Genomic DNA, 22,705 nt, shown 5'->3' on the forward strand with positions numbered 1-22,705 from the left:
GCCCCATGACCGACAGCCTGTCGCCGGCCCCCGAGTCCCCCGACCGCAACCTGGCGCTGGAGCTGGTCCGGGTCACCGAGGCGGCCGCGATGGCCGCGGGCCGGTGGGTCGGCCGCGGTGACAAGAACGGCGCCGACGGCGTCGCGGTCAACGCGATGCGGGTGATGATCTCGACCATCGGGATGAACGGCACGGTCGTCATCGGCGAGGGCGAGAAGGACAACGCCCCGATGCTCTTCAACGGCGAGCAGGTCGGCGACGGCACCGGCCCCGAGTGCGACGTCGCCGTCGACCCGATCGACGGCACCACCCTGACCGCGAAGGGCATGACCAACGCGGTCTCGGTCATGGCGGTCTCCCCGCGCGGCTCGATGTACGACCCGTCCGCGGTGTTCTACATGGAGAAGCTGGTGACCGGCGCGGAGGCCGCTGGTGTGGTCGACATCCGCTACCCCGTCGCCGAGAACATCCACCAGGTCGCCAAGGCCAAGGGCAAGAACGCCTCCGACGTGACCGTCGTGCTGCTCGATCGCCCGCGGCACGCCCAGCTGGTCGAGGAGATCCGCGCCACCGGCGCGATGATCAAGTTCATCAGCGACGGCGACGTCGCCGGCGCGATCATGGCCGCTCGGCCCGAGACCGGCATCGACCTCCTTCTCGGCGTCGGCGGCACCCCCGAGGGCATCATCACCGCCTGCGCGATGAAGTCGCTGGGCGGCGTCATCCAGGGACGGCTGTGGCCGCAGGACGACGACGAGCGGCAGAAGGCGCTGGACGCCGGCCACAACCTCGACGCCGACCACGTGCTGACCACCGACGACCTCGTCACGGGCGACGACTGCTTCTTCGTGGCCACCGGGATCACCGACGGCGAGCTGCTGCGCGGCGTGCGCTACCGGGCCGGCGGCGCGACCACGCACTCGCTGGTGATGCGCTCGCGCAGCGGCACGATCCGGTCGATCACCTCGGAGCACCAGCTCCAGAAGCTACGCGCTTTTGCCGCGATCGACTTCGACAGCTGACGAGACCGACCGGTACAGCCCGGCCGTCACGACGTCGGCCACCCGTGGGTCGAACGCCATCCCCAGGTGCGACGCGGTGACCTCGACCGGCGCCGCCGCCGGGTCGACGCAGGCCTTCCAGTCGACGATGCCGTCGCGCTTGGAGTAGATCGCGGTGAATCCGACCCCGGCCGGCAGCGGCTCACGACACTCGGAGAAGCTCTGCCGGGCACACGGACCGGCCACGCACTCCTCCGACATCAGTCCAGGCACACCGGCCCGGCTGAGCCGGATCAGCATCTCCACGCTCGCGGTCAGGGACCGGTGGTGCGCGCCGGGCGCGAGCATCGGGCTGCCCATCGTCACGATGTTGGACACCAGGTCGGGCCGGCGTACGGCGATGCCACGGGCGAGCATGCCGCCCAGGCTGTGCCCGACGATCTGCACGCGCGAGTCGCGCTGGATGGCGATCGACTCCAGCCGAGCCTCGAGCTGCGCGGCGGCGTTGAGGGTGCAGCCGACGTTGGCGTGGATGTGCGACCGGTAGGTCCGGAAGCCCTGGGAGCGCAGGGTCCGCGCCAGCAGCGCCAGCGAACCGTCCCCGGCGAGGAAGCCGGGCACCAGGATCACCGGGTCGCTGAGCCGGTGCGCGGCGGCGCGGGCGGCGTACGGCGTGGACCGGCGCGACCGGCGCTCGCCGGCGGCCCGGAGCGCGTAGCGGCCGATCTCCGCGACCGCGCTGCCCTCGCGCAGCACCGCTGCCGGCCGCGGGCACTCGAAGCCCGTCGGCAGCAGGAAGTCGGCCAGGGTCGACGACGACATGTGGCGCACGTTACGTCCTCGCATGGACATTCCGTTGCCGTTTCGGGGGTGTCGTAACCCTTTCCTGGCCGACTGGTTGACTTGAGCCATGTCTCCCGTCGCGTGCTCCGAGGAGCTGTTCGCCCCGGTCGGGCGCGGTATCGAGCTCTGCTACCAGACGTTCGGTGACCCGGACGACGACCCGCTGCTACTGGTGATGGGCCTCGGCGGCCCGCTGAACTGGTGGGATCCCGAGCTGTGCGAGGCCTTCGCGCGCGCGGGCTTCTACGTGATCCGCTACGACAACCGCGACACCGGCCGCTCCACCGTGCTCGAGGGGCGGGTCGCCCGGAGCACGCTGGTCCGCGCGTTCGCCGGCACCCGCGTGCGCGCGCCGTACTCGATCTCCGACCTGGCCGCCGACGCCTGCGGACTGCTCGACCACCTCGGGCTCGACTCCGCCCACGTGGTCGGCGTGTCGATGGGCGGGATGATCGTGCAGACGATGGCGATCGAGCACCCCACGCGGGTGCGCTCGATGACCAGCATCATGTCGACCACGGGCAAGCGCACCGTGGGCTGGCAGCACCCGTCCCTGCTGCCCGGCCTGATCGGCGGGCGCAAGCCCGGACGCGAGGCGTACGTCGCGATGAGCTCGGCGTTCTGGCGCCAGATCGGCTCGCCGGCGTACCCCCAGCCGGTCGAGACGGTCGAGAAGCGCGCCGCAGACACCTTCGACCGCGGTGTCAGCGCCAGCGGCGTGATGCGGCAGATGCTGGCGGTGCTCACCCAGCCGAACCGCAGTGCCCGGCTGCGCAGCGTGCGCGTGCCGACCCTGGTCGTGCACGGGCTCGCGGACAAGATGGTGCACGTGTCGGGTGGCCGGGCCACCGCGGCCGCGGTCCGCGGCTCGGAGCTGCTGCTCATCGACGGCATGGGCCACGACCTGCCGCCGGAGCTCTTCGAGACGTTCGTCGGGGCCGTGCGGCGTACCGCCGACCGCTCCAGGCCCTGAGACGCCGAGTCGGCGTGGATGCGGGTGCATCCACGCCGACTCGGGGGTGCCTCGGGGGGGTGATCAGTCGGAGAGGCGTTCTCCGGTGTCGGTGTCGAAGACGTGCACGTTCTGCGGGTCGGTCGTGACGTACATCGTCTCGCCCTTCTGCGGGTGGTCGCGCCCGCTGACCCGGATGATGATGTTGTTCGGCGTGCCCTCGACGTCGCAGGTGCCGTAGACGAAGGCGTCCGAGCCGAGGTCCTCGACCACGGTCACCTGGACCGGCAGGCCGTCCTCGCTGTTGCCGACCACGCGCCACGCCTCCGGGCGGACACCGACGGTGATGTTGCCCTCCATCTTCTTGGAGGCGGTCGGGTCGACCGGCACCAGGTAGGTGCCGATCCGCGCCTGGCCGTCGACGGCCTTGGCGTGCATGAGGTTCATCTGCGGCGAGCCGATGAACCCGGCCACGAACAGGTTGACCGGCTTGTCGTACAGCCCGAGCGGGGTGTCGACCTGCTGGAGGATGCCGTCCTTCATGACCGCGACCCGGTCGCCCATCGTCATCGCCTCGACCTGGTCGTGGGTGACGTAGACGGTGGTGACGCCGAGGTCGGCCTGGAGCTTGGCGATGTCGGTGCGGGTCTGCACGCGCATCTTGGCGTCGAGGTTCGACAGCGGCTCGTCCATGCAGAACACCTGGGGCTGGCGCACGATCGCGCGGCCCATCGCGACCCGCTGACGCTGACCACCGGACAGCGCCTTCGGCTTGCGCTCGAGGTACTCGGTCAGGCCGAGGATCTTGGCGGCCTCCTCGACGCGGCGGCGCCGCTCGTCGGTGGGCACCTTGGCCATCTTCAGCGCGAACGCCATGTTGTCGGCGACCGACATGTGCGGGTAGAGCGCGTAGTTCTGGAACACCATCGCGATGTCCCGGTCCTTCGGCGGCATGTTGGTGATGTCGCGGTCCCCGATGAAGATCCGACCCTTGTTGACCTCCTCCAGGCCCGCGAGCATGCGGAGGGTGGTCGACTTGCCGCACCCGGAGGGGCCGACGAGAACCATGAACTCGCCGTCCTCGATCTCGAGCGAGATCCCCGGGACGGCCGGGCGGTCAGTGCCGGGATACCAGCGCTGCGCCTCTTCGAACCTGACTGTAGCCATGCGTGAACAACTCCTTCACCGGCAGGTACGTGCCGGACGATCCGTAGTAAAGGTGAGCGCGCTCACAGTAGCCGACCGCCACGGCACCCGGACGACCTCGCCGGATTCGGGCGACCTCCACCGGGGTACCACGCGATAACGTGACGGTGACCACAGGGAGGAGCACCTTCATGGCGGTACGACGCGGCGTCGCGGCAGCAGCCGCTCTGGCCACGTTCTCGGGCCTGCTGACGGCGTGCTCGAGCGGCGGCTCGGGCACCACGCTCTACTGGTACGTCAACCCCGACGCGGGCGGGCAGGCCAAGGTCGCGGAGAACTGCAGCACCGACGACTACACGATCGAGGTGCAGGTCCTCCCGCAGGACGCCAGCCAGCAGCGGATCCAGCTCGCGCGGCGGCTGGCCGCCGAGGATCCCGAGATCGACATCATGAGCATCGACCCGCCGTTCACGGCGGAGTTCGCGAACGCCGGGTTCCTCGCGCCACTGCCCGACGAGCTCCAGCAGAAGCTCCAGCAGCAGTCGTTCCAGGGCGCGGTCGACGCGGCGACCTGGGAGGACGAGCTGGTGGTCGCGCCGTTCTGGTCGAACACCCAGGTGCTCTGGTACCGCACGTCGTTCGCCGACAAGGCCGGCATCGACATGTCGCAGCCCGTCACCTGGGAGCAGGTCATCCAGGCGGCGGCCGACAACGACGGCAAGGTCGCCGTCCAGGCGAACAAGTACGAGGGCTACTCGGTGTGGATCAATGCGCTGATCTCCGGCGCGGGCGGCGAGATCGCCACCGACACCGAGCAGGGCATCGACGCCACGCTCCAGGTCGACAGCCCGGCCGGTGACGACGCCGCCAAGGTGATCGCGGACCTCAGCGGCTCGCGTGCCGCTCCGGCCGACCTCTCGGTGTCGACCGAGGGCACCGCGGGTGCGACGTTCGGCGGGCCGCAGGGCGCGTTCATGGTCAACTGGACCTACATCTGGACCAACTACGACGCCACTCAGCCCGAGGTGAAGAAGGACCTCGGCTTCGCCCGCTACCCCCAGACCGTCGAGGGCGAGGAGTCCCGTCCGCCCTACGGCGGCATCGGGGTCGGCGTGAGCGCGTACTCCACGCACGTGGACGAGGCGATGCAGGCGATCGAGTGCATCACCGAGCCGGAGAACCAGGGCGTCAACGCCGAGCTCACCGGCAACATGCCGGCCAGCGCGGAGGGCTACGACTACCCCGCGTTGAAGGAGGTCTACCCGCAGGAGCTCCTCGACCTGTTCCAGGAGAGCCTCGACGCCGCTGCACCGCGCACGGTCACGCCGTACTGGAGCGACATCTCCGGCGCGATCCTCAACACCTGGCACCCGTCGAACTCGGTCGACCAGGACACCCCGGCGGACTCGCAGTCGTTCATCGACGACGTGCTGCACGGAAGGAGGCTGCTGTGAGCACCACCTCCGCCACGGCGGCGACGAAGCCGGCCCCGAAGCGCGGCAAGCCGCCGGCAAGCGACCGGTCCCGCGCGGAGAACCGCCTCGGGCAGCGGCTGGTCGCGCCCGCCGTGGTGGTGATGCTGCTGGTGACGGCCTGGCCGATGTTCCAGGCGCTCTACCTCTCGCTGTTCCGCTACCGGCTGACCTCCCCGGACGACAAGGAGTTCATCGGCCTGTCCAACTACGGCACGGTGCTCACCGACCCGCTGTTCTGGCAGGACACCTGGAACACCGTGCTGATCATGGTGGTCACCGTCGCGATCGAGCTGGTGATCGGGTTCGCGTTCGCGATGGTGATGCACCGGATCGTGTTCGCGCGTGGCGCCATCCGCACCTCGATCCTGATCCCCTACGGCATCATCACCGTGGTCTCGGCGTACGCCTGGCAGTTCGCGTTCAGCCTCAACAACGGCTTCGTGAACGCCTGGTTCGGGTGGCTGCCGTGGATCAGCGCGGACACCAACTGGTTCGGCAGCCACTGGCCGGCGATGTTCGCGATCATGGTCTCCGAGATCTGGAAGACCACGCCGTTCATGGCACTGCTGCTGCTCGCCGGTCTCTCGCAGATCTCCGAGGACATGATCGAGGCCGCGAAGGTCGACGGGGCGACCTGGTGGCAGCGGCTGTTCAAGGTGATCCTGCCGAACATGCGCGCCGCGATCATGGTCGCGGTGCTGTTCCGGGCGCTCGACGCGTTCCGGATCTTCGACAACATCTACGTGATGACGCGCGGCGCCCAGGACACCGAGTCCTCGTCGTTCCTGACCTATCGCCAGGTGATCGAGCAGATGCAGCTCGGCCTGGGCTCGGCGTTGTCGGTGCTGCTGTTCCTCAGCGTGCTGCTGCTCGCGGCGCTGATCGTCAAGCTGTTCAAGGTCGACCTGGCGCAGGCGAGGGGTGAGGGCTGATGGCCGCCAACGATGCTCGGACCAAGGTCGGCACCTGGGCCGGCTTCATCTTCATCCTCGTCTGGTGCCTGCTGCCGGTGGTGTGGATCATCTCGCTGTCGTTCAAGGGCCCCACCGAGACCTCGGCCGGCAGCCCGCAGTTCCTGCCCAAGGAGCCGACCCTCCAGAACTACCGCGACATCCTCGACAACCCGGACTTCCAGCAGTCGCTGATCAACTCGTTCGGCATCGCGGCGATCTCGACGTTCCTGTCGGTGATCCTGGCGACACTCGCGGCGTACGCCATCGCCCGCCTGGAGTTCAAGGGCAAGCGCCTGGTGCTCTCGGTCGCCCTGGCGATCGCGATGTTCCCGGTGGTGGCGCTGGTGGGCCCGCTGTTCGACCTGTGGCGCACGCTCGGCATCTTCAACACGTGGGTCGGGCTGATCATCCCGTACATGTCGTTCACGCTGCCGCTGGCGATCTGGACGCTGTCGGCGTTCTTCCGTGAGATCCCCTGGGAGATGGAGCAGGCCGCCCAGGTCGACGGCGCGACCTCGTGGCAGGCGTTCCGGAAGGTCATCGTGCCGCTGGCGGCACCGGGCGTCTTCACCGCCGCGATCCTCACGTTCTTCTTCGCGTGGAACGAGTTCGTGCTCGCGATCTCACTGACGTCGACGACCCAGGCACGCACCGTGCCCGCGCAGCTGTCGTTCTTCGTCGGGCCCGACCCGTTCAACCCGCCGTACGGGCAGCTGGCCACCGCCTCCGTGGTGGTCACCGTCCCGATCATCATCATCGTCCTGCTGTTCCAGCGAAAGATCGTCGCCGGCCTGACGTCCGGCGCGGTGAAGGGGTGACCCGATGGCTTCCATCGACATGAGGAACATCGTCAAGCAGTACGGCGACGGCTTCCCCGCCGTGAACGACGTCAGCATCGACGTGCAGGACGGCGAGTTCATGATCCTCGTCGGTCCGTCCGGCTGCGGGAAGTCGACGCTGCTGCGGATGATCGTCGGCCTCGAGGACATCACGTCCGGCGACATGATGATCGGCGACCGGCGGGTCAACGACCTCGCACCGCGCGACCGGAACCTCGCGATGGTGTTCCAGAACTACGCGCTCTACCCCCACCTGACCGTCTACGAGAACATCGCGTTCCCGCTGCGGCTGGCCAAGGTGTCGAACGACGAGGTCGACAAGCTGGTGCGTGAGGCATCGAAGACCCTCGAGCTCGACGAGCACCTCGAGCGCAAGCCCGCGAACCTGTCCGGTGGTCAGCGCCAGCGGGTCGCCATGGGCCGCGCGATCGTGCGCAAGGCCGACGCGTTCCTGTTCGACGAGCCGCTGTCGAACCTCGACGCGAAGCTGCGCGGCCAGATGCGCACGGAGATCTCCCGGCTGCAGAAGCGGCTCGGCATCACGACCGTCTACGTGACCCACGACCAGACCGAGGCGATGACGCTCGGCGACCGGGTCGCCGTGCTCAAGCGCGGTCTCCTGCAGCAGCTCGCCACCCCGCGCGAGCTGTACGAGAACCCGGGCAACCTGTTCGTGGCCGGCTTCATCGGCTCGCCGCCGATGAACTTCCTGCCCGCGACCGTCGAGGGCCGCCGGGTGAAGCTGCCGTTCGGCGAGGTCGAGATCCCGCGCGAGAAGGCCGACCGGGCCCAGGGCAAGGGACTGCTGATGGCCGGCATCCGCCCGGAGCACTTCGAGGACGCGTCGGTGAAGAGCGGGCCGATGACCGGCTCGACGTTCCGGGCGAAGGTCGAGGTCGTGGAGTGGCTCGGCAACGAGACCTACGCCTACATCCCCTTCGAGGCCCCGCCCGAGGTCGAGGAGCAGCTGCGCCAGCTCGAGCGCGACCTCGACGGCGAGTCCATGCACCGCCAGCTGGTCGTGTCGCTGGACGGCGCCAGCCGGATCAGCGAGGGCGAGGAGGCCGAGATCTGGGTCGACGGCTCGAAGATGCACCTCTTCGACCCCACCACCGGCGAGAACCTCACGGTCGACCGTGAGAACGCCGGCCGGATCCCCGAGCAGCAGGAGGCCGCTACGCCTTCATGAGGGAGCTCCCCTTCGGCGGTCCCTTGCGCACCACCGTGACAGCGCCCATCAGGGCGACTCCGCGCACCCGGACCACCGGCGAGTCCGGAGTCAGCTGCGGCTCGACCTTGTCGCGCGCCTGCTCGAAGGTGCCCATGACCCCGGCGCCCTCGACGATGACGCGGGTGTGCGCGTTCACGATGATGTCGATGCCGCCCATCAGCGTGTTCGCGGTGATCTCGACCTGATGGCTGGCGAAGACCGCCTCGCGCAGGTCGACGTCGACCCCACCCATGACGCAGAACGCGCTGTAGGACGGTCCGACCTCCCAGACGCCTGTGCGCGTGGACCCGCTCATGATCGCGACCGACGACTCGTGGCGCGTTGCCAGAGCGGCGGCGGGCTGCGGCGCCGGGGCATGCACGGGGCGCTGCGCCGGCAGGTCCTGCGTGATCGGCACCAGGTCGGCGTACGTGCGCGCGGCGTACGTCGCTGCCAGGCGCTCGTCGAGCTCGTCCAGCTCGAGACGGCCCTCGCCGGCGGCCTCGCGGAGGATCTCCGAGACGTGGTGCCGGTCGGCGTCCGAGATGCGCATCTGGGACCGGTCCGGCTCGAGCTCTCCCACCATGGGCCCAGCGTAATGGGGCCGATACTCTTGGCGTTCGTGAGCGAAGCTGAGTTCCTGTACTCCGACCTTCTGCCGACCGGGAAGGACGAGACGCCGTACCGGCTGGTCTCGACCGAGGGGGTCTCGACGTTCGAGGCGAACGGCCGGACGTTCCTGCAGGTCTCGCCGGAGGCGATCCAGCGCCTGACCGCCGAGGCGATGCACGACATCAGCCACTACCTGCGCCCGGCGCACCTCGCGCAGCTGCGCAAGATCATTGACGACCCGGAGGCGTCCGGGAACGACCGGTTCGTCGCGCTCGACCTGCTCAAGAACGTCAACATCTCCGCCGGCGGGGTGCTGCCGATGTGCCAGGACACCGGCACCGCGATCGTGATGGGCAAGAAGTCCGAGGGCGTGCTGACCGGCGCGGACGACGGCGAGGCGATCTCGCGCGGTGTGTACGACGCCTACACGAAGCTCAACCTGCGCTACTCGCAGCTCGCGCCGCTGACGACGTACGACGAGAAGAACACCGGCACCAACCTGCCGGCGCAGATCGAGATCTACTCGACGCCGCAGACGTCCGAGAAGCCGGAGTACAAGTTCCTCTTCATGGCCAAGGGCGGCGGCTCGGCCAACAAGTCGTTCCTGTTCCAGGAGACCAAGGCGATCCTGAACCCGCAGCGGCTGCTGAAGTTCCTCGACGAGAAGATCCGCTCGCTCGGCACGGCCGCGTGCCCGCCGTACCACCTGGCGGTGGTGATCGGCGGAACCTCGGCGGAGTTCGCGCTGAAGACAGCCAAGTACGCCTCGGCGCACTACCTCGACAACCTCCCGACGTCCGGCTCGATGTCCGCGCACGGCTTCCGGGACGTGGAGCTGGAGGAGGAGGTCTTCAAGCTGACGCAGTCGTTCGGGATCGGCGCGCAGTTCGGCGGCAAGTACTTCTGCCACGACGTGCGGGTCGTGCGGCTGCCCCGCCACGGCGCCTCGTGCCCGGTCGCGATCGCGGTGTCCTGCTCGGCGGACCGGCAGGCGCTCGGCAAGATCACCCCGGAGGGGATCTTCCTCGAGCAGCTCGAGACCGACCCGGCGCACTACATGCCCGACGCCGGGATCGCCGAGGACATCGCGGGCGGCGAGGTCGTCCCGGTCGACCTCAACCGGCCGATGTCGGAGATCCTCGCGCAGCTCTCGCAGTACCCCGTGAAGACCCGGCTCTCGCTCACCGGGCCGCTGGTCGTGGCCCGCGACATCGCGCACGCCAAGATCAAGGAGCGCCTCGACGCCGGCGAGGAGATGCCGTCGTACCTCAAGGACCACCCGGTCTACTACGCCGGCCCGGCGAAGACCCCCGAGGGCCTCGCGTCCGGCTCGTTCGGTCCGACCACGGCGGGCCGCATGGACTCCTACGTCGCGGACTTCCAGGCGGCCGGCGGGTCGATGGTCATGCTGGCCAAGGGCAACCGCTCCAAGCAGGTCACCGAGGCGTGCGCGACGCACGGCGGCTTCTACCTCGGCTCGATCGGCGGCCCCGCCGCCCGCCTCGCCCAGGACTGCATCAAGTCCGTCTCGGTGCTGGAGTACGAGGAGCTCGGCATGGAGGCGGTCTGGAAGATCGAGGTCGAGGACTTCCCGGCGTTCATCGTCGTCGACGACAAGGGCAACGACTTCTTCACCGACCCGTCCGGCACGGTGACGGTGCCGATCACCGGGCTGCGGGTGCGCTCCGCGGAGTAGCCGCCGCAGCTCCGGCTCCGCCCGGCCGACTCGAGCGCCTCACGGATCTGGCGGAAGAACTCATCAGGCTCGAGCCGCAGCCCCAGAAGTGGGATGCGCAGGACGACGTCACCCTGGAGCGCGATGGCGTGGTGTCGCAGTGCGTCACCGACGACGTTCTCCGCCCAGGCATGGTGGATGCCATCGATCTCGACGACCAGCCGCCAGCTCGGCCAGGCGAGATCGAGGTAGTAGCGACCCCGCCTGTCACGGCAGACGCGCAGGAGCTCGGTCCCGATGGCCTCCGCCGGGCAGTCAGCCCGTGGTCTCCACGTCGTCCTGGTCGGGGTGGTGGTCCTGGCGGGCGTCGTTGGTGACCGCGTCGGGGCCGGTGGGGCCCTCGTCGACGTCGCCGCTCACGGCCTCGGGCTGGCCGGCGACGGAGTCGCCGTCGGAGATCGCCTCGTGGGGGTCGCGCAGGGCGCTGACCTCGGACACCTGACCGTCCTGCGTGTTCTCATTCATGCGAGAGCGGTACCCGGAACCCTGCGCGGGACTCATCCGTTGCACCGGGTGAACGACGAGAGGACACCACATGCAGTGCCCCACCGACCAGACCACGCTCGTGATGAGCGAGCGCAGCGGTATCGAGATCGACTACTGCCCGACGTGCCGCGGCGTGTGGCTCGATCGCGGCGAGCTCGACAAGATCATCGAGCGCGCCGCTTCGCAGCCGGGTCCGCCGCCGCAGCAGCAGTACCAGCAGCCGCCGCAGCAGCAGTACCAGCAGCCCCAGCAGGGCTACCAGCAGGGCTACCAGCAGCCGTACAAGAAGAAGCGCAAGGAGAGCTGGCTCAGCGAGATCTTCGACTGAGCTGGGGCGGTCCGCCAGACTGACGCCCGTGGAGTACGTCGAGATCGCGCGGGCCGAGACCGAGCGCGGGGAGCTGGTGCTGCGCGAGCGCCGCGCCGAGCACGCCCCCGCGGTGCTGGAGCTGCGCGCCAACGGCGTGTTCGTGATGGACACGCTGCAGACCAGCACCGAGCAGGCGCTGGCCGAGGCGGCGCTCGCGCAGGTCGAGGAGCCGCGGGCGGTCGTCGTGGGCGGGCTCGGTCTCGGGTTCACCATGCACGAGGTGCTGCGCGACAGCCGGGTGGAGAAGTGCGCGGTCGTCGAGATCGAGCAGCCGCTGGTCGACTGGATGCGCGACGGCACCGTGCCGCACGGCCCCGCGCTGCTGGCCGACGAGCGGGTGCACATCGTCGTCGCCGACATCGCGGTGGCGCTCGCCGAGGCCACCCCGGCGTCGTACGACCTGGTCCTGCTGGACGTCGACAACGGCCCGGGCTACCTCGTGCACGACGCGAACGCCGCGCTGTACCGCGCACCGTTCCTCACCACCGCGCGCGCCGCCCTCCGGCCCGGGGGCGTGCTGGTGATCTGGTCCGCCGACAAGGCGCCCGAGCTCGAGCAGGAGATGCGCACCGTGTTCGGCGAGGCGCACGGCTACGGCCACGACGTGCTGCTGCAGGACCGCGAGGAGCAGTACTGGCTCTATGCGGCGCGGGTACCGTCCGACACATGACCGAGTCCCAGGGCGAGTACCGCGTCGAGCACGACAGCATGGGCGAGGTGCGCGTCCCGCGGGACGCGCTCTGGAAGGCCCAGACCCAACGGGCGGTGGAGAACTTCCCGATCAGCGGGACGCCGATCGAGCCCGCGCTCATCCGGGCGATCGGGCACGTGAAGGCGGCCGCGGCCGTGGTGAACGGCGAGCTCGGCGTGCTCGACCAGGAGCGGGCCCACGCGATCGCCGCCGCAGCCCGCGAGGTGATCGCGGGCGACCACGACGCCGAGTTCCCGATCGACGTCTTCCAGACCGGCTCGGGCACCAGCTCCAACATGAACGCCAACGAGGTGATCGCCACGATCGCCGGCGGGGGCGTGCACCCCAACGACCACGTCAACGCCAGCCAGTCGAGCAACGACACCTTCCCCACCGCGATCCACGTCGCCGCGGCGCTCGCCGTCACCGGCACGCTGCTGCCCGCGCTGGACGTCCTCGCGGGCAGCCTCGAGCGCAAGGCCGACGAGTTCGCCGGCCTCGTGAAGTCGGGGCGCACCCACCTGATGGACGCGACGCCGGTGATGCTCGGCCAGGAGTTCGGCGGCTACGCCGCCACGGTGCGGTACGCCGCCGAGCGCCTCGAGTCGGTCCTCCCCCGGGTGCGCGAGCTGCCCCTGGGTGGGACGGCGGTCGGCACCGGCATCAACACCCCGCCCGGGTTCGCCGAGCGGGTCATCGCCGTACTCGCCGAGACGACCGGGCAGCCGTTCACCGAGGCGCGCAACCACTTCGAGGCCCAGGCCACCCGCGACTCCCTGGTCGAGCTGAGCGGGGTGCTGCGCACCTACGCCGTCGGGCTGACCAAGATCTGCAACGACCTGCGCTGGATGTCGTCCGGCCCGACCACCGGTCTCGCCGAGATCCATCTCCCCGACCTGCAGCCGGGGTCGAGCATCATGCCCGGCAAGGTGAACCCGGTGCTTCCGGAGGCCACGCTGATGGTGTGCTTCCAGGTCGTCGGCAACGACGCCGCCGTCACGGCGGCCGGCGCGAGCGGCAGCTTCGAGCTGAACGTCGCGATGCCGGTCATCGCGCGCAACGTCCTCGAGTCGGTCCGGCTCCTGGCCGCGGCGTCGCAGCTGCTCGCGCAGCGCTGCGTGGACGGGATCACCGCGAACGCCGACCGGATGCGCCAGTACGCCGAGTCGTCGCCGTCGGTCGTCACGCCGCTCAACAAGCACATCGGCTACGAGGCCGCGGCGAAGGTCGCCAAGCAGGCGCTCGCCGACGGCGCGACCATCCGCGAGACCGTGATCAAGCTGGGGTACGTCGAACGTGGCGAGCTCACCGAGGAGCAGCTCGACGAGGCTCTCGACGTGGAGTCGATGACGCGGCCCTAGGGAGGGTCAGTACCACCCGACGGACTCGGAGTGCGCCCAGGCGCTGCACGGGCTGCCGTACCGCTCCTGGATGTAGCCCAGGCCCCAGGTGATCTGGGTGACCGGGTTGGTCTCCCAGTCCGAGCCGGCCGAGGCCATCTTGGACCCGGGCAGCGACTGCGGGATGCCGTGGGCGCCGGAGGAGGGGTTGTGGGCAGCCGGGTCCCAGTTGCTCTCGCGCGTCCACAGCGAGTCCAGGCAGCCGAACTGGTCGGAGCCGAAGCCGAACTGGGGCATCAGCGCCCGGGCGATGTCGCGCGGGTCGCCGTCGGCGAGGCTCACCGTGCCGGTGACCGCGGGGCCCTCGTCCACCGAGAGCGCCGCCTTCTTGGCCGGGTCGGCCGCGCGTCGGTCGAAGGCCCGGGACACGGTGGGCTCACGGTCGACCGGCGTACTCACGTCCGCGGTGTCCGCGGCGTCCGCGGATCCCGTGACCGTCGAGCCGATGTCCTCGGCCGCCGACGTGACGTCGTCCGGTGCCGCCAGGACGCCCGCGGAGATCGCGAGCCCGGTCGCTGCGGCGGCCAGTCCGGACGTCACGACGGTGCTGCGCAGGAACGTGCGCGGCACCTTCGTGAGAGCCGACGGCTCCGGGGCATGGCGGTGCTTCGGGACGTACTTCGGGGGCTTGGACAAGGGCTCGTCTCGGGTTCGGGTACGCGGACTCGGGGCGACAGGTCACGAAAAGGTCACGGGCCACCCTGCCTGATCGATCGGCGGCAGACCAATCGAACTGCGCAAACGTGACGCCTCATTCATCACATCTGCATCAGTGGCCTCAGACGTGTGTCGGAATCCCCGGCCCACCGGGGATTCCGACACAGATCACGACCAACGTCACACCGTCAGATCGCCACCGACTCCAGCATCTCGGTCACCAGCGCCGCGATCGGCGAGCGCTCGGACCGGGTCAGCGTGACGTGCGCGAACAGCGGGTGGCCCTTGAGCTTCTCCACGACCGCGACGACGCCGTCGTGCCGGCCGACGCGCAGGTTGTCGCGCTGGGCGACGTCGTGGGTGAGCACCACCTTGGAGTTGGCGCCGATGCGCGAGAGCACGGTGAGCAGCACGTTGCGCTCCAGGGACTGCGCCTCGTCGACGATCACGAACGCGTCGTGCAGCGAGCGGCCGCGGATGTGGGTCAGCGGGAGCACCTCGAGCATGCCGCGGTCGAGGATCTCGTCGATGACGTCCTTCGAGGTCATCGCACCGAGGGTGTCGAACACCGCCTGGCCCCAGGGCGACATCTTCTCCGACTCCGAGCCGGGCAGGTAGCCGAGCTCCTGGCCGCCGACCGCGAACAGCGGCCGGAACACCACGACCTTCTTGTGCTGCCCGCGCTCCATCACCGCCTCCAGCCCCGCGCACAGCGCGAGCGCGGACTTGCCGGTGCCGGCGCGACCACCGAGCGACACGATGCCGACCTCGGGGTCGAGCAGCATCTCCAGCGCGATCCGCTGCTCGGCCGAGCGACCGTGGATGCCGAACGCCTCCCGGTCGCCGCGCACCAGGTGCACGCGCTTGTCGGGACCGACCCGCCCGAGCGCCGTGCCGCGGTCGGAGAGCAGCACCAGGCCCTGGTGGCAGGGCAGGTCGCGCGCCTCGGCGAGGTCGAGCACGCCGTCGTCGTACAGCTCGTCGACCTCGACCGCCGTGACCTCGAGCTCGGCCATGCCGGAGTAGCCGGTGTCGGAGTCGCTGATCGCCTCGGCGCGGTACTCCTCGGCCGCGAGGCCGACCGCGGACGCCTTGATCCGCAGCGGCAGGTCCTTGGAGACCAGCGTGACGTCGTTGCCCTCGTTGGCCAGGTTGCACGCGACCGCGAGGATCCGGGTGTCGTTGTCGCCGAGCCGGAAGCCCGACGGCAGCGCCTCCGGGTCGGTGTGGTTGAGCTCGACCCGGATCGTGCCGCCCTCGTCACCCACCGGGATCGGCTCGTCGAGCCGCCCGTGCGTCACGCGCAGCTCGTCGAGCATCCGCAGGGCCGCGCGGGCGAAGTAGCCCAGCTCAGGGTGGTGCCGCTTGCCCTCCAGCTCGGTGATGACCACGACCGGGAGCACGACCTCGTGCTCCGCGAAGCGCCGCAGCGCCCCGGGGTCGGCCAGCAGCACGCTGGTGTCGAGGACGTACGTGCGAACGCCGGGCGTGGCTTTGGCACGAGCCTTCGAGGCGGTGGAGGAAGCGGAGCGCTGCGACTTCTGGACCGTTGTCGGCACCGGTGACCCCTTTTGTCAGCCGGCGAGCGCACTCTCCGCCGGCTTCGGTTTCAAGCAGACGGACCGGAACGAGCCCGAGCGCCGGAGTGCCGGCTCCCGGTCGCGCGGCAGCGAGGCTGCCGCACTGTGCAGTCGTGAGTTCTCACGAACGGGCCTCCCGGTACAGGGAGCTTCCCCACTCCCCGATATCCGGAAAGTACGCCGCGACCCCGGCGGTTTCGGGCGACACGCCGCAACCGGGACGTGAACCCTCTGTTACGACCCGAAGCGACGTTCGCGCTGCGCGTAGGCGCGGATGGCGCGCAGGAAGTCCACCCGCCGGAAGTCGGGCCAGTAGGCCTCGCAGAAGTAGAACTCCGAGCGGGCGCTCTGCCACAGCAGGAACCCCCCGAGCCGCTGCTCGCCCGAGGTGCGGATCACGAGGTCGGGATCGGGCTGGCCCTTGGTGTAGAGGTGCTCGGCGATGTGCTCGACGTCGATCATCTCGGCGAGCTCCTCCATCGAGGTGCCCTCGGCGGCGGCCTCCTGGAGCAGGGAGCGTACGGCGTCGGCGATCTCGCGCCGCCCGCCGTACCCCACGGCCACGTTGACCAGCATCCCGTCGACGTCGCGGGTGGCCTCCTCGGCGGCCTTGAGCTTCTCCGCCAGCGGGGCCGGCAGCAGGTCGAGGGCCCCGACCGGGTGGATCCGCCACCGCCGCTGGTCGGCGAGCGAGGCGACCGCGTCGCCGATGATCTCGAGGAGCGGGGCGAGCTGGGCCTCGGGCCGGTTCAGGTTGTCGGTCGAGAGCAGCCAGAGGGTGACCACCTCGATGCCGACCTCGTCGCACCAGCCGAGCAGCGGCTCGATGTTCGCCGCCCCAGCCCGGTGGCCGTGCGCGGTGTCGCGGCCGACGGCCTTGGCCCAGCGGCGGTTGCCGTCGAGCATGACCCCGATGTGCTTCGGGAGGTCCTCCGAGGGCATCCGGCGGAGCATCCGTGCCTCGTACGCCGGGTAGAGCACCCGCCGGAGTCCACGCTTCCAGTCCGCCACCCCTCGATGCTACAAGCGCGGCGTGGCCGAATGGTTGACATGACGTTCATCGCACGAGGGGGTTGCGTGCCCGCCCGTTGGGTAGGTTGCTACTCATGAGTCACTCGATGAACGAGACGGTGCGTGCCGGCCTGGACACGCTGTCGGACGTCATCGCCGACGTGAAGCCCAAGCTGCGCGGCTGGCTCCACCTCGGGATCGCGCCGCTGACGCTCGCCGCGGGCGTCGTGCTCATCGCGCTCTCCCCGAACGCCGCCACCCGCGCCGCCTCGGCGCTCTTCGTCGGCTCGGCGCTCATCCTGTTCACCGTGTCGGCGATCTACCACACCGGCACCTGGTCCCCGCGGACGTGGGCGTTCCTGCGCCGCTTCGACCACTCGAACATCTTCCTGCTCATCGCCGGCTCCTACACGCCGTTCGCGGTGATCCTGCTCGACGGCACCCAGCAGGTCGTGCTGCTCGCCACGGTGTGGACGGGGGCGATCCTCGGGGTCGGGTTCCGGGTCTTCTGGACCGACGCGCCCCGCTGGCTCTACGTGCCGCTGTACATCGCGCTCGGCTGGGCCGCGATCTTCTTCATCCCGAGCTTCCTCGACGGGGCGACCCGGCTCGGCGTCGGCGTCGGGATCGCGACGTTCACGCTGATCGTCGTCGGGGGTGCGCTCTACACGTTCGGCGGGGTCGTGTACGGCTTCAAGCGGCCGAACCCGTGGCCGCGCTGGTTCGGCTTCCACGAGGTGTTCCACACCTTCACGGTCCTGGCGTTCGTGTCGCACTACGTCGGCGTCTCGCTGGCGACCTACTCGCTGCGCTGAACGGACGGTTCTCGCCCGAAATTTCTCGGAGAAGCCCTCAGACACGGTCCGCGCTAGACCGATAGAACCTTTTCGCCCGAGCGGCTCAGGTTCACCTTTCAACAACCGATGCACCCCTTGACCGGGCTCCCTGGCTCGGCCTGTCTCGGCCCGTCGGTTGTGCGTCCCTGCCGGACGCTGGAAGGAAACGCCCTCATGAGAAACATCCGCTGGACGGTCGGTCGCCGCATCGCCGCCATCACCGCCATCGGACTCACGTCCGCGATCCTGATCTCCGCCATCGCCTGGTCGAGCGCCGGCGAGGTGAAGTCCGATGCCGAGCGCGCGAAGACGCACAACCAGGCCCGCGCGCTGGTCCAGTCGCTCGACACCCGCTCCAGCGAGCTCAAGGTGGACGCGTTCAAGGCCGTCACGCTCGACGACCCGTCCAGCGCCCAGGCCGACGTGGCCGACGACACCCAGCAGGTGGCCGACTTCATCGCCGAGATGCGCAAGCTCGACCTGGACACGGACGACAAGAAGACCATCGACGCCATGGAGGCGGACTTCGCGACGTACACCTCGGAGATCGCGGCGTTCGTCGACGCCGCCGTCGCCGACCAGGACGCCCAGCGCGCCAAGGCCGAGCAGATCCAGGTCTCCAACGAGAAGATGGACGACTCCCTCGGCGCCATGATCGAGATGCTCGACGAGGACTCGGTCGAGGCCTCGCAGGCGACCATCGACGCCGCCGACAGCATGCGCACGATCGTGCTGATCTTCTCGGTCATCGGACTGCTCGTCGCCGCGGGTCTCGCCTTCGTGATCACCCGCAGCCTGGTCCGTCCGCTTAAGGACGCCGTCGCCGCCCTGCAGCGCTTCGCCGCCGGCGACCTGACCCACCGCCTGGACGAGAAGACGTCCGGCGAGGCCGGCGACATCTCGATCGCGTTCAACCAGACCATCGAGTCCGTCAGCGCGATCGTCACGACCGTCGCGGGCTCCGCGGACGCGGTCGCCGCCGCGTCGGAGCAGCTCTCGGCCTCCTCGCAGGAGATCGCCGCGGGCGCCGAGGAGACCTCGGTCCAGGCCGGCGTCGTCTCCGGTGCCGCCGACGAGGTGTCGCGCAACGTGCAGACCGTCGCCGCCGGCGCCGAGGAGATGGGCGCCTCGATCCGCGAGATCGCCGGCTCGGCGAACGACGCCGCCCGCGTCGCCGCGCAGGCCGTCGGCATGGTCGAGACGACCAACGAGACCGTCGCCAAGCTCGGTACGTCGAGCCAGGAGATCGGCGACGTCGTCAAGGTGATCACCTCGATCGCCGAGCAGACCAACCTGCTGGCGCTCAACGCGACCATCGAGGCCGCCCGGGCCGGTGAGGCCGGCAAGGGCTTCGCGGTCGTGGCCAACGAGGTCAAGGAGCTCGCGCAGGAGACCGCGCGGGCCACCGAAGACATCGCCCGCCGCGTCGAGACCATCCAGGGCGACACCGGCGGTGCCGTGACCGCGATCGGCGAGATCGCGACCATCATCGGCTCGATCAACGACTACCAGCTCACGATCGCCTCGGCGGTCGAGGAGCAGACCGCCACCACCAACGAGATGGCGCGCAACGTCGCCGAGGCCTCCACCGGCTCGGGCCAGATCGCCGAGAACATCTCCGGCGTGGCCGCCGCGGCCGACACCACCACGCAGGCGGTCAACCAGACGCTCTCCGCGATCTCCGAGCTCTCGCGCATGTCGCAGGAGCTGCGGACCGAGGTGGGTCGCTTCACGCTCGCGTGACCCATGAGCCACCGCCACGGTGGGCGGCGACGCGTCTCGGGGACGCCGCCTCCCGCCGTGGCAGGGTGGTCTCAGTCTCGGTCGGGCAGCTCCGGGCCGACCGTCGTCCCTCGCCCGTGGAGCATGGTGAGCATGCCGGCCAGCTGCTGGTCGGCCTTGTCGGTCCGGCTGAACGACGTGAGGTTGAGCATCGGCTTGAACCGCTGCCGCGCGATCGCCTTCGCGTAGCAGAACTCCTTGAGGCCGTCGGCGCCGTGGATCCTGCCGAAGCCCGAGTCACCCACGCCGCCGAACGGCAGGTTCGGGATCGCGGCGAAGGTGATGACGCCGTTGATCGACGACATGCCGGAGCGGACCCGCTCGGCGATCGCCATGCCGTTGGCCTTGCTGAACACCGAGTTGCCCAGCCCGTAGCGGGTCGCGTTCGTGCGCTCGACCGCCTCGTCCATGTCGCGCACCTTGGCGATCGTCACCGTCGGGCCGAACGTCTCCTCGGTGACCGCGGTCGAGTCCTCCGGCACGTCGACCAAGATGGTCGGCTGCACGAAGCGCTCGCCCACGGCGTCGGCGCCGCCGACCAGCGCCCGGCCGCCGCGGCTCAGCGCGTCCTGGATGTGCCCGCGGATCACGTCCAGCTGCTTGGGCATCGTGATGGGACCGATCGGCGAGTCGTCGCCCTCGAAGGCGCTCAGCCCCTTCGCCTTCTCGGTGATCGAGGCGACGAACTCGTCGTACACGCGCTCGTGGACGTAGATGCGCTCGACGCCGGTGCAGGTCTGGCCTGCGTTGCTGCAGGCGCCCCAGAGCGCGGCGTCCGCGGCGGCCTCGATGTCGGCGTCCTGGTCGACGATCACGGAGTCCTTGCCGCCGGCCTCGATGACCACGGGCGTGAGCGTCTCGGCGCACGCCGCCATCACCCGCTTGCCGGTCTCGGTCGAGCCCGTGAACGCGACCTTGTCGACGCCGGAGCGGCACAGCGCGGCGCCGGTCTCGCCGAACCCGGTCACCACCTGGAGCACCGGCCGGCCCACCGACTCCTGGAACGTGCGCGCGAGCCACTCGCCGATCCCGGGCGTGTACTCGCTCGGCTTGAACACGACCGCGTTCCCTGCGGCCAGGGCGTAGACGATCGAGCCCATCGGCGTGAACACCGGGTAGTTCCACGGCCCGATGACACCGACGACGCCGAGCGGGCGGTACTCCACCGTCGCCGCCTGGTTCATCATCAGCAGGCCCGAGGCGACCTTGCGGCGCTTGAGGACCTTCTCGGCGTGGCCCGCGGCCCAGTTCAGGTGGTCGATCGCGAGGGCGGCCTCCATGACCGCGTCACCGTGCGGCTTGCCCATCTCGAGGTGCATGAGGTCCGCGAGCTGCGCGAGCCGCCGGACCATCACGCCCTTCCAGGTCGAGAGGTGCTTGCCGCGCTCGTCGAACGACAGCCCCGCCCACCAGGCCGCCTCGACCCGGGCGCGCGCGACCGCGTCGCGGACCTCCTCCTCGGTGTGGATCGGGTGGGTGCCGACGACGTCGCCGTTGGCAGGGTTCAGCGACTCGAACGTCGTGGCCGACGGCGGTGCCTGGGTCATCGCGAGCTCCTGATCAGGTCGGCGGCCTTCTCGGCCACCATGATGGTGGGGGCGTTGGTGTTGCCGCGGGGCACGTCGGGCATGACCGACGCGTCGACGACGCGGAGGCCGGAGACGCCGTACACGCGCAGGTCCGGATCGACCACGGCGTCCTCCCCGGTGCCCATCGCGCAGGTCGAGGTCGGGTGGTAGAGCGTCTGCCCGTAGCGGCGGATGTGCTCGAGCAGGTCGTCGTCGGACGGGTCGGCCGGCAGCCGCCACGGCGACTCCAGCAGCTCGGCGAGCGCTCCCTGCGTGGAGATCTCGAACGTACGGCGGGCTCCCGCGAGCAGCGCGTCGAGGTCGGACTGGTCCTCGAGGTACGCCGCGTCGATCGCCGGGTGCCAGCTCGGGTCGGCCGAGCGCAACCGGATCGTGCCGCGGCTGCGGACGTGGACGAGCGCCGGCGCGGCCGTGAACGACCGCCGGGTCGGCTCGTGCAGGCCGTTGTCGTAGAACGCCGTCGGCACGACGTGGACCTGGACGTCCGGCGCGGGCAGGCCGTCGCGGCTGGCGAGGTACCCGCCGCCCTCCCCGACGTTCGACGCCAGCGGCCCGGAGCCCCGCGCCTTCCACCGGGCGAAGTTGCGCAGGTTGTTGAGCTCGGCGAGGTCGGTCGTGCCGCGGGTGTGCCAGATGATCGGCACCACCGGGTGGTCCTGGAGGTTCGCCCCCACGCCGGGCAGGTCGACCCGGGAGTCGACGCCGACCTCGGCCAGGTGCGCCCGCGGGCCGATGCCCGACAGCAGCAGCAGCTGCGGGCTGTTGATCGCGCCGCCGGACACGATCACCTCGCGACGCGCGTGCACCGTGTGCTCGCGGCCGCCCTGGCGGAACGTCACCCCGGTCGCGCGCTCCCCCGCGATCTCGATCCGCGACGCCAGCGCCCCGGTCGTGACGGTGAGGTTGGCGCGCCCGCTCGCGGGCTCGAGGTACGCCTTGTACGTCGACCAGCGCCGGCCCCTGCGGCACGTCACCTGGTAGCGGCCGGCGCCCTCCTGGCTCGCTCCGTTGAAGTCGTCGGTGCGCTTCATCCCGGCGCTGACCGCGCTCTCGATCCACGCGTCGGTCGTCGGGTGCGTGTAGACCCGGTCCTCCACGCGCAGCGGTCCGCCCTGCGCGTGGAACGGGCCGGCGAGCCGGGCGTTGTCCTCCGAGCGCAGGAAGTACGGCAGCACGTCGTCGTACCCCCACCCGGTCGCGCCGTACTGGTCGCGCCAGGTGTCGAAGTCCAGCGGGTTGCCGCGGATGTAGATCATCGCGTTCATCGACGAGCAGCCGCCGAGCGCCTTCATCCGCGGCCAGTAGGCCCGCCGGCCGTGCAGCTGCTTCTGCTCGGTGGTCTCGTAGTTCCAGTCGCGCTTGGTCTTGAAGAGCGCCGCGAACGCTGCCGGGATGTTGATCTCGTCGGCCTCGGCGTCGCCACCGGCCTCGAGCAGCAGCACGCTGGTGCCCGGGTCCTCCGACAACCGGGCGGCCAGGACCGCACCGGCGCTTCCCGCACCGACGATGACGTAGTCGTACGTGTCCTCAGCCATGC

At 70.1% G+C, this 22,705-nt stretch carries 21 protein-coding genes and 1 pseudogene; 12 read left to right on the top strand and 10 right to left on the bottom strand.

The genetic code is table 11. The features are described from left to right. Positions 1 to 5 precede the first annotated feature (5 nt). The gene (gene glpX / locus ABD875_RS20680) at positions 6 to 1,022 is read left to right on the top strand and encodes a class II fructose-bisphosphatase (protein ID WP_345181829.1); all 1,017 of its coding nucleotides are present in this window, start codon (positions 6 to 8) and stop codon (positions 1,020 to 1,022) included. Here the strand turns inward: glpX and ABD875_RS20685 are convergent. Continuing rightward, entirely contained in the window at positions 987 to 1,823 is an 837-nt protein-coding gene (locus tag ABD875_RS20685; protein WP_345181831.1) for an esterase/lipase family protein, read from the bottom strand. The genes glpX and ABD875_RS20685 overlap by 36 nt on opposite strands. Positions 1,824 to 1,911: 88 nt before the next feature. Here ABD875_RS20685 and ABD875_RS20690 point away from each other — a divergent pair, with 88 nt between their 5' ends. Next, positions 1,912 to 2,817 carry an alpha/beta fold hydrolase gene (locus ABD875_RS20690; protein WP_345181834.1) on the top strand — a complete coding sequence of 302 codons (906 nt, stop codon included), beginning with the start codon at positions 1,912 to 1,914 and terminating at the stop codon, positions 2,815 to 2,817. Between the two features lie 63 nt (positions 2,818 to 2,880). Here the strand turns inward: ABD875_RS20690 and ABD875_RS20695 are convergent, their stop codons facing one another. Then, positions 2,881 to 3,963, bottom strand: a complete 1,083-nt coding sequence (locus tag ABD875_RS20695; RefSeq protein ID WP_345181836.1) for an ABC transporter ATP-binding protein — start codon at positions 3,961 to 3,963, stop codon at positions 2,881 to 2,883. A 170-nt stretch (positions 3,964 to 4,133) separates the two neighbouring features. Here ABD875_RS20695 and ABD875_RS20700 point away from each other — a divergent pair, with 170 nt between their 5' ends. The 4 genes from ABD875_RS20700 to ABD875_RS20715 are packed head-to-tail and all read left to right on the top strand — an operon-like array spanning position 4,134 to position 8,398. Then, on the top strand, positions 4,134 to 5,396 hold the full coding sequence (locus ABD875_RS20700) for an extracellular solute-binding protein (protein WP_345181838.1): 1,263 nt from the start codon (positions 4,134 to 4,136) through the stop codon (positions 5,394 to 5,396). Next, a complete protein-coding gene (locus ABD875_RS20705) occupies positions 5,393 to 6,349 on the top strand; it encodes a carbohydrate ABC transporter permease (protein ID WP_345181840.1) in 957 nt (318 codons plus the stop codon). Before ABD875_RS20700 ends, ABD875_RS20705 begins: the two co-directional genes overlap by 4 nt. After that, positions 6,349 to 7,188, top strand: a complete 840-nt coding sequence (locus ABD875_RS20710) for a carbohydrate ABC transporter permease (protein ID WP_345181842.1) — start codon at positions 6,349 to 6,351, stop codon at positions 7,186 to 7,188. Before ABD875_RS20705 ends, ABD875_RS20710 begins: the two co-directional genes overlap by 1 nt. A 4-nt stretch (positions 7,189 to 7,192) precedes the next feature. Then, the gene (locus ABD875_RS20715; protein WP_345181844.1) at positions 7,193 to 8,398 is read left to right on the top strand and encodes an ABC transporter ATP-binding protein; all 1,206 of its coding nucleotides are present in this window, start codon (positions 7,193 to 7,195) and stop codon (positions 8,396 to 8,398) included. Here the strand turns inward: ABD875_RS20715 and ABD875_RS20720 are convergent. Next, entirely contained in the window at positions 8,385 to 9,005 is a 621-nt protein-coding gene (locus tag ABD875_RS20720; protein WP_345181846.1) for a DUF1707 SHOCT-like domain-containing protein, read from the bottom strand. The genes ABD875_RS20715 and ABD875_RS20720 overlap by 14 nt on opposite strands. A 12-nt stretch (positions 9,006 to 9,017) precedes the next feature. Between ABD875_RS20720 and ABD875_RS20725 the strand changes: the two genes are divergently transcribed. Next, the gene (locus ABD875_RS20725; protein ID WP_345181848.1) at positions 9,018 to 10,727 is read left to right on the top strand and encodes a fumarate hydratase; all 1,710 of its coding nucleotides are present in this window, start codon (positions 9,018 to 9,020) and stop codon (positions 10,725 to 10,727) included. 44 nt (positions 10,728 to 10,771) lie between these two features. Here the strand turns inward: ABD875_RS20725 and ABD875_RS22620 are convergent. Beyond that, positions 10,772 to 11,005 (bottom strand): annotated as a pseudogene (locus tag ABD875_RS22620) (DUF559 domain-containing protein); the annotation flags it as partial. 16 nt (positions 11,006 to 11,021) lie between these two features. Then, entirely contained in the window at positions 11,022 to 11,231 is a 210-nt protein-coding gene (locus tag ABD875_RS20730; RefSeq protein ID WP_345181850.1) for a hypothetical protein, read from the bottom strand. Positions 11,232 to 11,301: 70 nt separating this feature from the next. Here ABD875_RS20730 and ABD875_RS20735 point away from each other — a divergent pair, with 70 nt between their 5' ends. From ABD875_RS20735 to ABD875_RS20745, 3 genes are read left to right on the top strand one after another with little or no spacing between them, the layout of a single operon-like run. After that, on the top strand, positions 11,302 to 11,580 hold the full coding sequence (locus tag ABD875_RS20735) for a TFIIB-type zinc ribbon-containing protein (RefSeq protein WP_345181852.1): 279 nt from the start codon (positions 11,302 to 11,304) through the stop codon (positions 11,578 to 11,580). Positions 11,581 to 11,608: 28 nt separating this feature from the next. Next, complete coding sequence (locus ABD875_RS20740) at positions 11,609 to 12,292, top strand: spermidine synthase (protein WP_345181854.1); 684 nt, start codon at positions 11,609 to 11,611, stop codon at positions 12,290 to 12,292. Beyond that, positions 12,289 to 13,674, top strand: a complete 1,386-nt coding sequence (locus tag ABD875_RS20745) for a class II fumarate hydratase (RefSeq protein WP_345181856.1) — start codon at positions 12,289 to 12,291, stop codon at positions 13,672 to 13,674. Before ABD875_RS20740 ends, ABD875_RS20745 begins: the two co-directional genes overlap by 4 nt. Positions 13,675 to 13,680: 6 nt before the next feature. On the opposite strand, the gene ABD875_RS20750 is transcribed toward ABD875_RS20745, so the two are convergent. The 3 genes from ABD875_RS20750 to ABD875_RS20760 form a co-directional block, all read right to left on the bottom strand. After that, complete coding sequence (locus ABD875_RS20750; protein ID WP_345181858.1) at positions 13,681 to 14,349, bottom strand: aggregation-promoting factor C-terminal-like domain-containing protein; 669 nt, start codon at positions 14,347 to 14,349, stop codon at positions 13,681 to 13,683. A 209-nt stretch (positions 14,350 to 14,558) separates the two neighbouring features. Further along, positions 14,559 to 15,929 (bottom strand): RNA 5'-3' helicase PhoH2, encoded by a 1,371-nt coding sequence (phoH2, locus tag ABD875_RS20755; protein ID WP_345181860.1) that lies wholly within the window; start codon positions 15,927 to 15,929, stop codon positions 14,559 to 14,561. A gap of 255 nt (positions 15,930 to 16,184) precedes the next feature. Beyond that, a complete protein-coding gene (locus tag ABD875_RS20760) occupies positions 16,185 to 16,961 on the bottom strand; it encodes an isoprenyl transferase (protein ID WP_345181862.1) in 777 nt (258 codons plus the stop codon). Positions 16,962 to 17,056: 95 nt separating this feature from the next. Here ABD875_RS20760 and trhA point away from each other — a divergent pair, with 95 nt between their 5' ends. Beyond that, entirely contained in the window at positions 17,057 to 17,776 is a 720-nt protein-coding gene (gene trhA / locus ABD875_RS20765) for a PAQR family membrane homeostasis protein TrhA (protein WP_345181864.1), read from the top strand. Positions 17,777 to 17,971: 195 nt separating this feature from the next. Then, the gene (locus ABD875_RS20770; protein WP_345181866.1) at positions 17,972 to 19,540 is read left to right on the top strand and encodes a methyl-accepting chemotaxis protein; all 1,569 of its coding nucleotides are present in this window, start codon (positions 17,972 to 17,974) and stop codon (positions 19,538 to 19,540) included. A gap of 71 nt (positions 19,541 to 19,611) precedes the next feature. Here ABD875_RS20770 and ABD875_RS20775 read toward each other — a convergent pair whose 3' ends face one another. Beyond that, a complete protein-coding gene (locus tag ABD875_RS20775) occupies positions 19,612 to 21,126 on the bottom strand; it encodes an aldehyde dehydrogenase family protein (RefSeq protein ID WP_345181869.1) in 1,515 nt (504 codons plus the stop codon). Further along, on the bottom strand, positions 21,123 to 22,703 hold the full coding sequence (locus tag ABD875_RS20780) for a GMC family oxidoreductase (protein WP_345181871.1): 1,581 nt from the start codon (positions 22,701 to 22,703) through the stop codon (positions 21,123 to 21,125). Before ABD875_RS20780 ends, ABD875_RS20775 begins: the two co-directional genes overlap by 4 nt. Positions 22,704 to 22,705: the final 2 nt, after the last annotated feature.

Origin of the sequence: Nocardioides caricicola, assembly GCF_039541135.1 — a bacterium.
GTDB classification, from domain to species: Bacteria; Actinomycetota; Actinomycetes; order Propionibacteriales; family Nocardioidaceae; genus Nocardioides; species Nocardioides caricicola.

What these genes read in the sequence shown, in the direction of transcription:
- glpX (WP_345181829.1), top strand. Translation starts at nt 6, where the DNA reads ATGACCGACAGCCTGTCGCCGGCCCCCGAGTCCCCCGACCGCAACCTG.
- ABD875_RS20685 (WP_345181831.1), bottom strand. Translation starts at nt 1,823, where the DNA reads ATGTCGTCGTCGACCCTGGCCGACTTCCTGCTGCCGACGGGCTTCGAG.
- ABD875_RS20690 (WP_345181834.1), top strand. Translation starts at nt 1,912, where the DNA reads ATGTCTCCCGTCGCGTGCTCCGAGGAGCTGTTCGCCCCGGTCGGGCGC.
- ABD875_RS20695 (WP_345181836.1), bottom strand. Translation starts at nt 3,963, where the DNA reads ATGGCTACAGTCAGGTTCGAAGAGGCGCAGCGCTGGTATCCCGGCACT.
- ABD875_RS20700 (WP_345181838.1), top strand. Translation starts at nt 4,134, where the DNA reads ATGGCGGTACGACGCGGCGTCGCGGCAGCAGCCGCTCTGGCCACGTTC.
- ABD875_RS20710 (WP_345181842.1), top strand. Translation starts at nt 6,349, where the DNA reads ATGGCCGCCAACGATGCTCGGACCAAGGTCGGCACCTGGGCCGGCTTC.
- ABD875_RS20715 (WP_345181844.1), top strand. Translation starts at nt 7,193, where the DNA reads ATGGCTTCCATCGACATGAGGAACATCGTCAAGCAGTACGGCGACGGC.
- ABD875_RS20720 (WP_345181846.1), bottom strand. Translation starts at nt 9,005, where the DNA reads ATGGTGGGAGAGCTCGAGCCGGACCGGTCCCAGATGCGCATCTCGGAC.
- ABD875_RS20725 (WP_345181848.1), top strand. Translation starts at nt 9,018, where the DNA reads ATGGGGCCGATACTCTTGGCGTTCGTGAGCGAAGCTGAGTTCCTGTAC.
- ABD875_RS20730 (WP_345181850.1), bottom strand. Translation starts at nt 11,231, where the DNA reads ATGAATGAGAACACGCAGGACGGTCAGGTGTCCGAGGTCAGCGCCCTG.
- ABD875_RS20735 (WP_345181852.1), top strand. Translation starts at nt 11,302, where the DNA reads ATGCAGTGCCCCACCGACCAGACCACGCTCGTGATGAGCGAGCGCAGC.
- ABD875_RS20745 (WP_345181856.1), top strand. Translation starts at nt 12,289, where the DNA reads ATGACCGAGTCCCAGGGCGAGTACCGCGTCGAGCACGACAGCATGGGC.
- trhA (WP_345181864.1), top strand. Translation starts at nt 17,057, where the DNA reads ATGAGTCACTCGATGAACGAGACGGTGCGTGCCGGCCTGGACACGCTG.
- ABD875_RS20770 (WP_345181866.1), top strand. Translation starts at nt 17,972, where the DNA reads ATGAGAAACATCCGCTGGACGGTCGGTCGCCGCATCGCCGCCATCACC.
- ABD875_RS20775 (WP_345181869.1), bottom strand. Translation starts at nt 21,126, where the DNA reads ATGACCCAGGCACCGCCGTCGGCCACGACGTTCGAGTCGCTGAACCCT.
- ABD875_RS20780 (WP_345181871.1), bottom strand. Translation starts at nt 22,703, where the DNA reads ATGGCTGAGGACACGTACGACTACGTCATCGTCGGTGCGGGAAGCGCC.